At 64.8% G+C, this 14,108-nt stretch carries 13 protein-coding genes; 4 read left to right on the forward strand and 9 right to left on the reverse strand.

Features of this window, described 5'->3' with window-relative positions; all coding sequences use genetic code 11:
* Positions 1 to 71: 71 nt before the first annotated feature.
* The 3 genes from A9G05_RS16400 to A9G05_RS16410 all read right to left on the reverse strand — a co-directional run bounded on the left by A9G05_RS16400 (position 72) and on the right by A9G05_RS16410 (position 6,161).
* Complete coding sequence (locus A9G05_RS16400; RefSeq protein WP_069561990.1) at positions 72 to 512, reverse strand: DUF6160 family protein; 441 nt, start codon at positions 510 to 512, stop codon at positions 72 to 74.
* Between the two features lie 241 nt (positions 513 to 753).
* Entirely contained in the window at positions 754 to 3,453 is a 2,700-nt protein-coding gene (locus A9G05_RS16405; protein ID WP_069561991.1) for a LuxR C-terminal-related transcriptional regulator, read from the reverse strand.
* Complete coding sequence (locus A9G05_RS16410) at positions 3,450 to 6,161, reverse strand: LuxR C-terminal-related transcriptional regulator (protein WP_256548437.1); 2,712 nt, start codon at positions 6,159 to 6,161, stop codon at positions 3,450 to 3,452. The genes A9G05_RS16405 and A9G05_RS16410 overlap by 4 nt, the downstream gene beginning before the upstream one ends.
* Before the next feature lie 256 nt (positions 6,162 to 6,417).
* On the opposite strand from A9G05_RS16410, the gene pabB reads away from it, so the two are divergent.
* Positions 6,418 to 7,758, forward strand: coding sequence for an aminodeoxychorismate synthase component I (pabB, locus tag A9G05_RS16415; RefSeq protein ID WP_069561992.1), 1,341 nt, complete (start codon positions 6,418 to 6,420; stop codon positions 7,756 to 7,758).
* 54 nt (positions 7,759 to 7,812) lie between these two features.
* On the opposite strand, the gene thrH is transcribed toward pabB, so the two are convergent.
* Positions 7,813 to 8,430 (reverse strand): bifunctional phosphoserine phosphatase/homoserine phosphotransferase ThrH, encoded by a 618-nt coding sequence (gene thrH / locus A9G05_RS16420; protein ID WP_069562036.1) that lies wholly within the window; start codon positions 8,428 to 8,430, stop codon positions 7,813 to 7,815.
* A 192-nt stretch (positions 8,431 to 8,622) separates the two neighbouring features.
* On the opposite strand from thrH, the gene A9G05_RS16425 reads away from it, so the two are divergent.
* Together A9G05_RS16425 and A9G05_RS16430 are read left to right on the forward strand one after the other, a co-directional pair.
* Positions 8,623 to 9,357, forward strand: coding sequence for a phosphoadenylyl-sulfate reductase (locus A9G05_RS16425; RefSeq protein ID WP_069561993.1), 735 nt, complete (start codon positions 8,623 to 8,625; stop codon positions 9,355 to 9,357).
* Positions 9,358 to 9,361: 4 nt separating this feature from the next.
* Positions 9,362 to 9,637 (forward strand): hypothetical protein, encoded by a 276-nt coding sequence (locus A9G05_RS16430; RefSeq protein WP_069561994.1) that lies wholly within the window; start codon positions 9,362 to 9,364, stop codon positions 9,635 to 9,637.
* 48 nt (positions 9,638 to 9,685) lie between these two features.
* On the opposite strand, the gene cysB is transcribed toward A9G05_RS16430, so the two are convergent.
* The 5 genes from cysB to A9G05_RS16455 form a co-directional block, all read right to left on the reverse strand.
* Positions 9,686 to 10,660, reverse strand: a complete 975-nt coding sequence (cysB, locus tag A9G05_RS16435) for an HTH-type transcriptional regulator CysB (protein ID WP_069561995.1) — start codon at positions 10,658 to 10,660, stop codon at positions 9,686 to 9,688.
* 121 nt (positions 10,661 to 10,781) lie between these two features.
* A complete protein-coding gene (locus tag A9G05_RS16440; RefSeq protein WP_069561996.1) occupies positions 10,782 to 11,282 on the reverse strand; it encodes a universal stress protein in 501 nt (166 codons plus the stop codon).
* A 43-nt stretch (positions 11,283 to 11,325) separates the two neighbouring features.
* Complete coding sequence (locus A9G05_RS16445) at positions 11,326 to 12,228, reverse strand: 5'-nucleotidase (protein ID WP_069561997.1); 903 nt, start codon at positions 12,226 to 12,228, stop codon at positions 11,326 to 11,328.
* 9 nt (positions 12,229 to 12,237) lie between these two features.
* Entirely contained in the window at positions 12,238 to 13,197 is a 960-nt protein-coding gene (locus A9G05_RS16450) for a putative 2-dehydropantoate 2-reductase (RefSeq protein ID WP_069561998.1), read from the reverse strand.
* Positions 13,197 to 13,580, reverse strand: coding sequence for a thioredoxin (locus A9G05_RS16455; protein ID WP_069561999.1), 384 nt, complete (start codon positions 13,578 to 13,580; stop codon positions 13,197 to 13,199). Before A9G05_RS16455 ends, A9G05_RS16450 begins: the two co-directional genes overlap by 1 nt.
* Here A9G05_RS16455 and A9G05_RS16460 point away from each other — a divergent pair, their 5' ends adjacent.
* The gene (locus tag A9G05_RS16460; protein ID WP_069562000.1) at positions 13,581 to 14,000 is read left to right on the forward strand and encodes a PilZ domain-containing protein; all 420 of its coding nucleotides are present in this window, start codon (positions 13,581 to 13,583) and stop codon (positions 13,998 to 14,000) included.
* Positions 14,001 to 14,108 lie beyond the last annotated feature (108 nt).

Here is a 14,108-nt window from a genome sequence, read left to right on the forward strand (position 1 = left end):
GACTTGCGATGAGGAAGGTCCCGCCGACGGGGCTCGGCGGGACCTTCCGGACTACAGGTCGAACGCGCGGATCAGTGACCCCAGACCTTGATGGTGGTGCCGGCCAGGTTCATGTCGTTGACGGCCAGGGAGCCGATGCTGGCAGCGGTGGCATCACCCATGCGGATGGCGCCGACGCTGAGCTGACCGGTGATGGTCGGCAGGGTAATCTGCAGCTTGTCGTTGCCGCTGGCACCGCCGTCGATCACGTCGACCAGGATCGGGGCGCTGTCGGAGATGTTGAAACCGGTGAAGGCGATGGTGTCCAGGCGCAGGCTGCCGGAAGCGGAGCCTTCCTTGTCGGTGTAGACGACGCTGCCGATGGTGCCGTTGAAGTTACCGGAGATGCTGATCCCATCCTGACCGGTGACGCCCGAAAGGGCTGAGTCATCCATGGCTTTCAAATCAGCCTGGGCCATGAACGGAGCAGCGAGCACAGCAGCGGCGAGAGCCAGTTGTTTGAAGCTTTTCATTGTTTTTATCTCCAAGATTCTCACAGGTGGGTTGCCCCGGGGGCCTGCCGCCTACCTCCTCATCGGCGACAGTTGGATCGGCCTGGCCGACCTCCGTTGCAGGCGCTGCTTCCCTATGCGCTCCCGCTTCGGACTCGGAGCACGCAGGGCGCCCCGACCTGATTCCACGTTACCGAGCGCCTGCTCGGCTGCCAGCCCATCCAAGGGATGGAGCATGGCGAGTCCTACCGCATTAATCACATCAGGCCTCACTGAGCAGGCCCAGGCTCTTGCCCTTGAGCACCGCCTGAGTGCGGCTGCGCACACCCAACTTGGCGAACAGGTTGTGCAGATGCCACTTGATGGTGGCTTCTGAGAGGTGAACCGCCTGGGCGATGTCACGGTTGGACAAGCCGGCCGCCACGAAACGGAGGATCTCCCGCTCCCGGTGGCTGATGTCCTGGTTGTCGTCGAAGGTCTCCGGATCGACGTTGAGGCGACGGCACTGCTCGCTCAGGTTATCGGCCAAACCCTGCCAGACCCCGGCGCGCTTGGGATCGGCAGCACGCCAGGCCTCCCACAACGGCAGCAACCAGAGCGCGTCGTCCTGGAACAGACGGCGGTAGCCGCGGTTCCAGGCCTCCTCCAGCACCGGCTGGAACAGGGCGAATGCCTTGTCGCTGTTACCCTTGCGCCAGTACGCCACGGAAAGTAACAGCGACAGGCGCAGGCGGCGGTCACGCTGGTGTTCCGCGCCCTGCCGCGCCAGACAGGCCTCCAGCACGGACTGGGCCTTTTCCGGCCGACGCTCACTGAGGGCGAGCCGGGCCTGGGAGAGGGCCAGCACCGTATGGGCGTCGGCATAACGCGCCTGGGACAAAGGTGCCAGGTGGCGCTCCAACTGCAGGCACACCCGCTCTGCCTCGTTGGGCCGGCGCAGCCAGAGCAGGAACTGCACCTTGCAGCTCATGCCATGGGCGAAGACCCGCTCGTAGCCAGGACCCTGGAGCCCGGAGAGCCAGTCGTCCAGTTGATTGAGAGCCAGCTCGGATTCGCCGGCGAAGAACCTTGCTCGCGCCATCACCAGTTGGCCACGACTGATCAGTTCCACCGGCGTGGCCACGTCACGCCAGGTGGTGGCCAGGGGTAGTTCGGCCAGCACGGCGGCGTGGCGGTCCTGTTCGTAGAGCAGGTCGGCATAGGCCAGCACCAGCGGCCCGCCGACCCGGCTACGGCGGCCGAACACGCGCTCGACACGGCCCCGGGCGACTTCGGCGATGGAGCGCCCACGCTCCAGCTCGCCACTCTCCTTGCAGATCAGCGATTCGATCAGGCTGGTCATGACGTGCAGGTACTCGCTGTCCACCATGCGCAGGCACTCCCGCGCCGCGGCAATGGAGCCGGCGGCATCACCGAATTCCCCCAGCAGTGCATAGGCCGCCGCCTGCACGCAGGCGAGGCTGGCGCGGAACACCGGCTGGTTGTCCGGCACCATGGCCAGCCACTGGCGGGCCACCTTGAGGCAGGCTTCCAGCTTGTCCTGGTAGAGCAGCACCAGGGCCTTGAGCACCTGGGACGCGGCCAGCAGCTCGCCGAGGCCGAAGTGGATGACCTTGCCACGCCCTTGCAGCAGGCGCGTGCTCACTTCTTCGATAAGGGCCTCGGACTCGGCGAACTTCTGCTCGAAGGCCAGTTGCCAGGCGTAGAAGATCTGGAACACCGGGTGCTCGCGGATCACCTCCGCCGGCACGTCCTTGAGCATGGAGAGGATGCCGTAGACCCGGTTGCCGGCGATGAGCCGTGCCCCCTGGCGCTCCAGCAACTCGGCAGCAAAGGCGAAATCCCGGCCCCTCAGGGCGTACTTGATGGCCCGGTCGGGCAGGTCATGGCTCTCGCACCAGCGGGCAGCGGCGTGCAGCAGGGTCGCGCTGTCGCCGTGTCGCGCCAGGCGCCCCTGGAGGAACTCGGCGAACAGGTGATGGTAGCGGAACCACTCGCCCTGCTCGTCCAGGGCGATGACGAAGAGCTGCTCGCGCTGCAGGCGCATCAGCATGTCCAGGCCGTCGCGCCGGCCGGTCAGAGCGTTGCACAGGTCGGCGCAGAACTCGTCCAGCACCGAGGTCTGATCGAGGAACTGCTGCAAGGTCACCGGCAGGCTGTTGACCACGTCCTCGGCCAGGTAGTCAGCGATGTTGCGCTCGGTGCCGCTGAGGCTGGCGAGGAAGGCCGCGCGATCCGGATACCGCGCCAGCGCCAGACTGGCCAGATGCAGCGCGGTGATCCACCCCTCGGTGCGCGCGTGCAGTTGCTTGAGTTCGCTGCGGCTCAGCTCCAGCGGGCGCACGTCGCGGAAGTAGACTTCGGTCTCCTCCAGGGACAGGCGCAGGTCCTCGGCCTGGAGCATGAAGGCCTCGTTCTCGACGAAAAGGCTGCGCGGGGTGAAGCGGGTGCTGCTGATCAGGTGCACGTTGCGGGGCAGACGTTCCACCAGGTGGCGAGCGCCCTGTTCCAGGCTGGCGTGGCGAATGCGGTGGAAGTCGTCGAGCATCAGGTACAGCTCGTCCTCCAGGCGCTGCAGGTCACTGACGAAGGCATCGATGATGGCCTCCACCGGCCAGTTCACCTCGCCGCAGAGCAGGCCGGCGGTGTTGGCGCCGAAACCGGGTATCACCGCCTCGACGGCCGCCACCAGGTACTGCAGCAGTCGCTGCGGCTCGCTGTCCGACTCGTCACAGGAGAGCCAGGCGACCCGTGCACCCTCGCGCTGCAACGCCTCACGGAACAGGCTGAGCACGGTGCTCTTGCCAAAGCCGGCCGGCGCGCTGAGCACCAGCACGCGGCGCTCACGTGCCTCCCACAGGCGGTCGATCAGCACCTGGCGCGGCAGGCGCGGCTGACCGCCGACCTCCGGCGGGTAGAGCTTGGTGCGCAGCAGGTGGAACGGCTGGCTGACGCTGTTCACGGCAACAACCCCAGCTCCCGGGCCCGACGGATGGCCTGGGTGCGATTGCGCACTTTGAGCTTCTCGTAGATGTTGTGCAGGTGCCATTTGACGGTCCCCAGGGCCAGCGAGAGCTGCTGGCCGATCTCCTCGTTGGAAAGCCCTTCGGCGGCCAGCAGCACGACCTCGCGCTCACGCTCGGTCAGCCCCTCCTCCAGCACGTCCTGGGCCTTGCGCACGTCCTGCCCCGGCCAGATGGCCAGCAATTCGCGGATGAAGCCCTGCAGGGAGGGCTGGCGCTCCGCCGCTTCCAACTGTTGCAGCAACAGGCGGATGGCATCGCCCTCTTCGACGAACAGACTGCGGATGCCTTCGCGCTCGGCACTCAGCAGGCATTGCACCAGCAGGCTGTGGGCCCGCTCCTGGTAGCCGAGGCGCTGGTAGCTCAGCGCTGCCAGCAGGTCGAGCCGCAAGCGCTGCAGGCCGTGCCAGCCGGGCAGCAGTTGGGCGCGCAACTGGTTGATCTCGTGCAGTGCCTCGCTGTAGTGCCCGCGCGCCTGCTGCAGGCGCACCCGCAGCAGGCCCTGGGTCCAGAGCACCGGGTTGAAGCCGCGACGGACGTAGTCGGCGGCGAGCTTGTCCCAGTCCACGGCCTTGAGGCGCTGCTCGGCACGCTTGATACGGTCGGTGGCCGGCTCCTGGAGGATCAGTGTCACCTCGTCGGCCACCGCCTGGGCGTAGAAGCGCCAGGACTGGTTGCGGGCGGCGAGGTTCTGCATCAGCACCAGGGTGGCCTGGGCCTCCTTGGAGCGGTCCTGCATGCGCTGGACGCGGGCGAGGAACAGCATGCCCTGGGCGTAGATATCGATCGGTTTGATCACGTCGACATGCCCGAGGGCCCAGCGCAGGCGCTCCTCCAGGCCGTCCAGCCGGCCCTGGTGGTAGGCGATAAGCGCTTCGATGATGGCGAGCAAGGCCAGGGCGCGGGAGCGTTCGTCGAACAGCGGCACCAGGCGCGCGCGCATCTGTTCGTGGAGAAGCTGCGCCTGTTTGACCTGGCCCTGCTCCAGGGCGAGCAGCACCTCGACGTTGCCCAGTTGCATGTCGAGGTAGCGCCCTTCGAGGAAGTGGTTGCGCTGCTGGGCCAGGGCCAGCAAGCGGCGAGCGTGGTCGGGCTGGGCAAGGGTCGACAGCGCCAGGGCGCCGATGACCAGCATGGCCACTTCGAGGAAGGCTTCGTTCTGCCCCAGGTGGCCTTCGACCTTGCGTGCCAGGGTCACGCACAGGTCGAGGTCGTCTTTCTGCAAGGCGATGGCGGCCTTGACCGCAAGCGCTGCCAGGTACTTGTCACTGACGGGAGCCTGGCCGCCCTCCCCGCCCCAGCGGGCGAGCAGGTCGTCGAGCATCTGGTTGGCTTCGGGCAGCGCCAGTTCGGTGGCGCGGTTCCACACGTCGGCCAGTACCAGGGTGGGGTAGCGCGCGGCGATGTCGTCCGGCACCTGCTGGCGCCAGCAGTAGATCTGGTTGAGCTGGCCGCGGTTGATCAGTTCCAGGCCGCAACCGTCCACCAGGGCCGCGAGCATCTCCGGGTCCTCGGCCAGGCAGGCGTGCTCGATGGCGAGGTTCTGCATGTGGTGGTTGGTGAACCACAGGCTGGCGTTGAAGTGCAACTGCTGGAAACGGTCCGGGTCACGGGCGCGCAACCGGCCCCGGAGGAAGTCGGCGAACAGGTGGTGGAAACGGTACCACTGGCGCTCGCGATCCAGGGGCAGGAGGAACAGCTGCATGGTCTCCAGCCGCTCCAGCAGGGCCTGGCCATCGCTGCGCCCGGTGAGGGCATTGGCCAGGTCGCCACTGAGCTGGCTGGCGATGCCCAGGGCCAGCAGGGCTTCCTGCAGGTCGGCGGGCAGTTGTTCGAATACGGAGGTGAGCAGGTAGTCACCCACGGCGGCCTGGTCGGCACCCAGGGTCTGCACCTGCTCGGCGGCCTGGGGCTGGTGGCGCAGCCAAAGGCTGGCCAGGTGCACGCCGATCATCCAGCCCTCGGTGCGCTGGTGCAGTGCGGACAGGGTGGCGTCGTCCAACACGATGCCACTGCGCTCAAGGTAGGCGCGGGTTTCGTCCTCGGTCAGGCGCAATTCGTCCAGCCCCACCTCCAGCAGCCAGCCCTTGGCCCGCAGGGTGGCCAGGTTCATCGGCGGCAGGGAGCGGCTGCCAATGGCCAGGCTGAAACCCGGTGGCGCCAGCTTCACCAATCGACTCAGGGCGTTGAAAATTTCGGCATCGGTGACCAGGTGCAGGTCGTCCAGCACCAGCAGCAGCGGCTGGTCGAGGGCGGAAAGCCCCACCAGCAGGCTCTCCAGCACCGCTGCGACGGGCACTTGCATGGTGTTCTGCAGGAAGGCGCGGGCAGGATCGGCCAGGCCGGGCACGGCCTCGTCCAGCGCATGGCTGAGCTTCAGGAAGAAACGCGCGGGATCGTCGTCCTCACTGCCCAGCGAAAGCCAGGCCACGGCGCTGCTGGCCTGCCGACGTTGTTCGGCAAGCGAGGCCAGGGCAGTGCTCTTGCCGAAACCGGCCGGAGCCGAGAACAGCAGCAATCGAGCTTGTGGGTATGCCGCCATGGCCGCCTGGATCTGCGGTCGTGGCAAATAGCCGGCAGACGCCCGGGGCGTCATCGTTTGCGAGCGCAAGAAACTGCCGGCAGCGGGGTCGAGAACTGCATCCACGGCCTGTATCCCTGTGTCTTTATCATTGTGGGACGGGGGGTTCCCCCCGCGGGACCTGTCCATAATTATCAGAATGCATTTCCTGCGTAAACTTGGGAAATCGCTCTAGCATCGACTCTACAGCCGTACCTGGGGCGGTCTTGAAAAAGTCCGTTTCACCCTGGCAAGCATGCACTGCCCGAAACGGCAGCGAGGCAAAATTGGAACTTTTTCAGAGTTTCCCTAGAATCCGCTGTCGCCCTGCTTGCCTTGTCCTATGCCCAACTGTCTCGTACACCCCCTGCCCTATCACGAAGATCCGGGAATGCGCTTCTCGCACATCCGCCATGCACCCGGGGCGGTGCTGCTGGATGCAGGGCGACCCGGCGCCAGCCGTGGACGCTATGACCTATTCAGCGCCTGGCCATTGGCAGAACTTGCGCCAGGTACCGACGAATCGGCCAACGACTTCGCTGACCGCCTCCGCGCGGCGCTGCACCAACTGGGGCGCTGCGAGGCGCCGGACGGCGTGGAGCTGCCATTCACGGGCGGATTGATCGGTTATTTCGCCTATGACTTCGGTCGCCGCCTGGAGTGCCTTCCCGCACAGGCTCGGGATGACCTGGGGCTGCCTGACGCCCGATTGGGCCTGTATGCCTGGGCGTTGGTGAGCGACCATGAGCGGCGCACCAGCCAATTGGTCTTCCACCCCGCGGTGGCCGATGACGAGCGCACTCGGCTGATCCAGTTGCTGAGCGAGCCGACAGCGCAGCCAGCGGGCGCCTTCCGCCTCAAGGCACCGTTCGCGGCCAGCATCAGCGAGGCGGATTACCGTCGGGGCATCGAACGCATCCTGGCCTACATTCGTGCCGGGGACTGCTACCAGGTGAACTTCACCCAACGCTTCCAGGCCCCCTGCGACGGCGACCCCTGGGGTGCCTACCTGTCATTGCGCGGTGCCTGTCCGACGCCCTTCTCGGGCTACCTGGCGCTGGAAGCCGGCGCGATCGTCAGCCTGTCCCCCGAGCGCTTCATCCGCCTGAGCCAAGGCCAGGTGGAGACCCGCCCGATCAAGGGCACGCGCCCGCGCGGCCTGACCCCGGACGAGGATCAGGCGCACGCCGACGACCTGCTCTGCAGCCCGAAGGACCGCGCCGAGAACCTGATGATCGTCGACCTCCTGCGCAACGACCTCGGGCGCAGCTGCCGCATCGGCAGCGTGAGGGTGCCGGAGCTGTTCGCGCTGGAGAGCTACCCCAACGTGCATCACCTGGTCAGTGCTGTTCGCGGCGAGCTGGCCGAGGGCAAGGACGCGCTGGACTTGCTGGCAGGCAGCTTCCCCGGCGGCTCCATCACCGGAGCGCCGAAAATCCGCGCGATGGAGATCATCGACGAGCTGGAGCCGACACGCCGCTCGATCTACTGCGGCTCGCTGCTGTACCTGGACGTGCGGGGGGAGATGGACAGCTCCATCGCCATCCGCACCCTGCTGGTGAAGGACGGCCAGGCAAGCTGCTGGGGCGGCGGCGGCATCGTGGCCGACTCGGACTGGGAGGCGGAGTACCGCGAGTCGATCACCAAGGTTCAGGTCCTGCTGCGTACCCTGGAAGCGCTGTAGGCCAGGGGCCAGAGACAGAAAAGCCCGCTTGCGCGGGCTTTTTCATGGCTGGGCTCAGAGGCTCAGCGGGCGGTTGGACGCCTTGAGGAACTCGCGCTTGAGGTCCTCGTAGGTGTGCACGGCCGGGAACTGCGGGAACTCGCGGATGACGTTGTCCGGGGCGTGGAAGAGGATACCGGCATGGGCCTCGCTGAGCATGGTGGTGTCGTTGTACGAGTCGCCGGCGGCGATCACGCGGTAATAGAGGCTCTTGAAGGCAATCACGGACTGACGCTTCGGGTCCTTCTGGCGCAGCTGGTAGCCGACGACGCGGTCGGTCTCGTCGGTGATGAGGCGGTGGCACAGCAAGGTCGGGAAGCCCAGTTGGCGCATCAGCGGCTGGGAGAACTCGTAGAAGGTGTCTGAAAGGATGACCACCTGGAAGCGCTCACGCAGCCAGTCGACGAACTCCACCGCGCCGTCCAGCGGCTTGAGGGTGGCGATCACTTCCTGGATGTCGGACAGCTTCAGGCCGTGCTCGTCGAGGATGCGCAGGCGCTGTTTCATCAGAACGTCGTAGTCGGGGATGTCGCGGGTGGTGGCCTTGAGCGCTTCGATTCCGGTTTTTTCGGCGAAGGCGATCCAGATTTCAGGAACCAGCACACCTTCAAGGTCGAGACAGGCGATTTCCACGAGCATTTCCCCGTTATTGGCTTGTAAAGGAGGCGGCACTCTAGCCTTTCCCTCGCCGGGCACGCAACGCGACGCCTTATATCCGAAACAGGCAGTCCACCTTCCGTATGGTTATTTAGGCGCATAAATGGCTTTTGCTACCATCCGCCGCCACAGAGCGCGTAGCGCCGCAGCCAGTAGGAAGTCCGCCTGATGAGCCACCCCTTCGACGTCACCGATATTGCTGCGTCCTACGCCAGCAAATCCCCCCAGGAAATCCTCAAGTTCGCCTTCGAGCAGTTCGGCGACGACCTGTGGATCTCGTTCAGCGGCGCCGAAGACGTGGTGCTGGTGGACATGGCCTGGAAGCTGAACAAGAACGTGAAGGTATTCAGCTTGGATACCGGCCGCCTGCACCCGGAAACCTATCGTTTCATCGACAAGGTCCGTGAGCACTACGACATCGCCATCGAGGTGCTCTCCCCCGACGCTGCCAGGCTGGAGCCTTTCGTCCGTGAGAAGGGTCTGTTCAGCTTCTACAAGGACGGCCACGAGGAGTGCTGCGGCATCCGCAAGATCGAGCCGCTGCGACGCAAGCTATCGGGCGTCAGCGCCTGGGCCACCGGCCAACGCCGCGACCAGAGCCCCGGCACCCGCAGCAAGGTGGCTGCCGTGGAAGTGGACGGCGCCTTCTCCACGCCGGATAAACCTCTCTACAAGTTCAACCCCCTGGCACAGATGAGCAGCGAAGAGGTCTGGGCCTATATCCGCATGCTGGAGGTCCCTTACAACCCGCTGCACGAGCGCGGCTTCATCAGCATCGGCTGCGAGCCCTGCACCCGCCCCGTGCTGCCCAACCAGCACGAACGCGAAGGCCGCTGGTGGTGGGAGGAAGCCACCCAGAAAGAGTGCGGGCTGCACGCGGGCAACCTGATCGCCCGGGAGTGACACGATGCGCATCACACTGGTGACCAAGGTCCTGGCCGATGGAACGGCCTGTGCAAAGTGCAAGGATGTGATGCGACTGCTGGAACGGGGCAACCGCCTGTCGCGCATCGACCGAACCCTGGTGGCGGACGAGCGTGACCCTACGGGCCCGGGCTGGATCGCGGCTCAACTCTACGGCGTGGACAGCGCGCCATTCTTCGTGGTGCGGACGGACGACGGCCGCGAGCGGGTCTACACCGTCTTCCACGAATTCCTCCACGAGGTTCTGGAGGCAGGCTGAAACGAACACGCCCGGAGATTGCCGGGCGTGTTCGTTGAAGGGAGGCAATCAGTAGGTGGGAAGCTGCACGCCCTGGAACAGCTCGTCCAGTTCCACCTTGTTGTGGCACTGCACAGCCTTGGCGAGCATGTCGCGGGTCAGGTGGGGGGCGAACTTCTCGATGAAGTCGCACATGAAGCCCCGCAGGAACGTGCCGCGGCGAAAGCCGATCTTGGTCACGCTGGACTCGAACAGTTCGCTGGCATCCAGTACCACCAGGTCGCTGTCCAGCTTGGCATCGACTGCCATCTTCGCCACGATGCCGACCCCAAGGCCCAACCGCACGTAGGTCTTGATCACGTCAGCATCAGCCGCAGTGAACACCACCTTCGGTGTGAGCCCACGGTGGCTGAAGGCCTCATCCAGCTTGGAGCGCCCGGTGAAACCGAACACATAGGTGACGATGGGGTGCTCCGCCAAGGCTTCCAGGGTGAGCTTCGGCAGCTTGGCCAGGGGGTGCCCCTGGGGCACGATCACGCAACGGTTCCAGCGGTAGCAGGGCATCATCACCAAGTCGCCGAACAGCTCCAGCGCTTCGGTGGCAATAGCGAAGTCAACGGTCCCATCAGCGGCCATCTCGGCGATCTGCATCGGGGTGCCCTGGTGCATGTGCAGGGACACGTCGGGATACTGGCGGATGAAACTGCTGATCACCGATGGCAACGCATAGCGCGCCTGGGTGTGGGTGGTGGCGATGGAGAGGGTGCCCTTCTTCTCGTTTGAGAACTCCTGAGCGATCTGCTTGATGCTTTCGACCTTGCGAAGGATCTCGCCGGCCGTGTTGATGATTCGTTCCCCGGCAGGCGTCACGCGGGTCAGGTGCTTGCCGCTACGAGCGAAGACCTCGACCCCCAGCTCATCTTCGAGCAGGCGGATCTGCTTGCTGATGCCCGGCTGCGAGGTATAGAGGCTCTGCGCGGTGGCTGACACGTTCAGGTCGTGGTGCGCCACCTCCCAGATGTAGCGCAGTTGCTGAAGCTTCATAGATGTCCCTCGGAGCAGATGGCGACGCGTGAGTGGTCAGTGACCTTTTATAACCATATTAATGGTTTGAGGCTTAAAACTAGACGTTTTTTTATTTCCTGCACGCTCTTTCGTCGGCGTCTCAGAACTCGCCCCGCCCACGGTGCTGGAGCATAGGCACCAGATAGACCGGCACTTCGGAAAGCTGCACCAGCCGGGAGGCCGTGCGCCCCAGCGGCGTTTCAAGCGCAGCACCGTGACTGTGACTGCCTACGACCAGCAGATCGACCCCAAGTTTCTGAGCCTCTTCCAGAATCATCTGTGGCGGGTCCCCCTGCACTACCCGGACGGTCTTGATCAGGCTCAGTTCGTTCTCCGCATCACCGATCTCGTCGCGAAAGCCTTCGAGTACACGCTGCTCGATGCTGGCCATCACCGTACCCAGGCCCTGGGCACGCAGTTCCTTCAACAGCGCCTCATCCAGGTACGTCTGCAGGACGGATTCGGCGAACAGCCCGAGGGGCTCCACTGCATGTACGACGTAGAGTTCAGCCTTGTGGGCCTTGGCAAGGGAAAGGGCGTGTTGAAGGACATAAGGCGAATACAACCCGAGGTCGGTCGCATAGAGGATCGAGCGAATCATGAGGCCTCCTACTGCCTGCTTGGCGGGCCTCGCATCAGCTTAGTCAGATCTTCGGCTCGTTGCTCACGCCATGCGGTACATGCCCGGTGGCGACCACTTCGCGGGCTTTCTCGCAATGGCCGGCCTGGTCGTCGAAGAATACATCGGCGCCAAAGGCATCGAGAATAGCGGACTTCTCGAGCCCCCCGAGGAAGAACGACTCGTCCAGGCGAATATCCCAATCACGCAGGGTGCGGATCACTCGCTCATGGGCCGGAGCAGAGCGCGCGGTCACCAACGCGGTTCGAATCGGGCACCCATCCACGGGCAATTCGCGCTGCAACTGGTTAAGTGCCGAGAGGAAGGGTTTGAACGGTCCACCGTCCAGCGGCCTCAACGCTGCCTCACGCTCATGGGCCTGGAATGCAGCCAGCCCGCCGGACTGGTAGACACGTTCGGCGTCATCGGCAAACAGCACAGCGTCGCCATCGAAAGCGATGCGCAACTCGCTGCTGGACGCCCTGCGAGGTGCGCCGGGGAGAATGGTCGCCGCCGCGAAGCCCGCCTGCAACGCCACCCGGACGTCCTCCACATGGGTAGAGAGGAACAGGTGGCAGCCGAACGCTTTCAGGTAAGGTCCGGGGCTGCGACCACCGGAAAAGGCTGCGCGAGAGATTGCCAGGCCGTGCTTCTGGATCGAGTTGAACGCCCGCAGGCCGGTGTCCGCGCTGTTGCGCGAGACCAAGATCACCTCCACGCGCGCCTGGGCGAGCTGCTCATTGAGGGCCAGCAACTTGTGTACCAGGGGAAAGGCATCACCCGGCTCCAGCAGTTCGTCCTCGTGCTCGATCTGATACTGGCGATAGGCTTCGATCCCTTCCGACTCATAGACGCGATGACTCTCATCCAGGTCGAAGAGCGCCCGGGAGGAAATCGCCAGCACCAGCTTGTCGTTCAGCGCGCTCATCCTCGCCACTCACTTCTCACGGTTGCGCATATCGATGAAACGCAGCGCCTGGTAAAGCGCCCGGATTCGCGGCAGGTCACACCCCGCTGCTCCTGCGGCGGCCAGAGGAGCCGCATAAATGGCCTCGAGTTCAAGAGGCCGCTGCTGCACGTGGTCGTGATACATGCTGGGCAGGTAGTCAGGCATGCGGTCCGTCGATGCCAGCAGCTTGCCGGCAAAGCCCTCCGGCAGGGTATACCCGCAGGCCACGGCGCCCTCCACCACTTCCTGCATCAGTGCCTGGATCAGTGCGCGGCTGTCCGGATTGGCCATCAGCGCGGTGGTCCCCGCATTGAGCAGAACGGAAAGTCCGTTATAAGGAACGTTCCACACGAGCTTCTGCCAGCGCGCCTGCTCAAGACTGGGCATGGCGGCAGAGTCCAGCCCGACGGCCCTGAAGAAACCCACTCCCTCCTCGAGAATCGCCATGCGCTCGGCAGCTTCGGTAGCAGGGCCACTGTGGTAGCCAAGGTTCACGGCACCGAGAGACTGATGCACCACATGACCCGGACCCTCGCGGTGGGCGCAGATGTAACAGAGCCCGCCCAGCAGATTGAGGTGCTCGGGCAGCAGGGGGCGCAACGTCTCCTCCACCCCAAGGCCATTCTGCAACAGCACCACCTTGGCACCTGGTACGGCAACCTGGCTGATCAGCGGTGCCAGCTCGGCATTGCTGGTGGTCTTTGCCCCCACCAGCAACCAATCGCATGAGGGCATCGCCGCTGCATGCCGGTATGCATTCACCGGGTGCAGCGCCAACTCGCCGTGAACGACACTGGACAAGCGCAGCCCCTGGCGGCTGACGGTTTCATACTCACTGCGCAAGAGGAAATGCACATCGAATCCGGCGCGGGCAAGCAGCAGACCGTAGAAACCCCCAATGGCGCCAGTGCCGATGATGCCGATACGGGGGGATGGGGTCACACTCATCAAGGCAGCTCCTCTGCCTGGCGCTGATGGGCAACGGCCAGGCTCTCGTTCAGATCAGCGCCACGCAGCGTACTGTGCAGGGCGCCAAGAAATTGGCCATCCCGCACCAGGAACAGGGCGGGAAGGTGGAACACCTCGTAGCGCTGGACCAAACCACCGTTATCGGCAGCGTCTATCCAGCACAACCGGTCGACGGCCAGGTCGAGCCCCGGCAAATGGCGGCGCGCCCAACGGCAACTGGCACAGCCTATGCTGGTAAATATCAGCAAGGAGGCTCCGGGCAGACTGAGCAGACGCTGATCAGCGTCGAAGTCGCTCAACTCGATCTCATGCAAGCCGTATTCTCCAACCGGGCCAGACCACTGGCACAAAGGAGTCCTCATATGCGCCGATTCCTACGTCACCCCAGCGACCTGCCGGTCGAACTGGTTCTGCGCAAGCACAACTTCCTGCCGCGACAGCGGCTGCACAATATCAGCCTCGGCGGCGTGGCGTGCAACTCCATAAGAGGCTTCCGCAAGGGCACCGCAATCGAGCTGCGCATCCCACTCCTGGGCGAGCAGGCCAGTTGCCCAGGAGTGGTGGCGTGGTGCCGCAAGCAGCCGGACGACTACCTCGTCGGCATCTGCTTCACCGACGAGGAGTCTCTGTTCCGCGCCCGCATGGTGGAACAGGTCTGCCAGATCGAGGCCTACCGCAAGCAGCGCGAGGCGGAATCGGGCGAACCGCAGCCCATCGAGCAGATCGCCGAGGAGTGGATTGCCCAGCACGCCATCGAGTACTCGGCTTCCAGCCTGAACTGATTGCTTCCGCCCAATTGCAACCTTGGCGCCATTGTCTAGCCACCGCCTAAAGCGTTAAGGTTCCGCGTCCCTGCCACGCCTTCAATGCCGTGCTCCGCCGCTCGGGGG

Source organism: Pseudomonas sp. ENNP23 (assembly GCF_001728945.1).
In the GTDB taxonomy this organism is placed as follows: domain Bacteria; phylum Pseudomonadota; class Gammaproteobacteria; order Pseudomonadales; family Pseudomonadaceae; genus Metapseudomonas; species Metapseudomonas otitidis.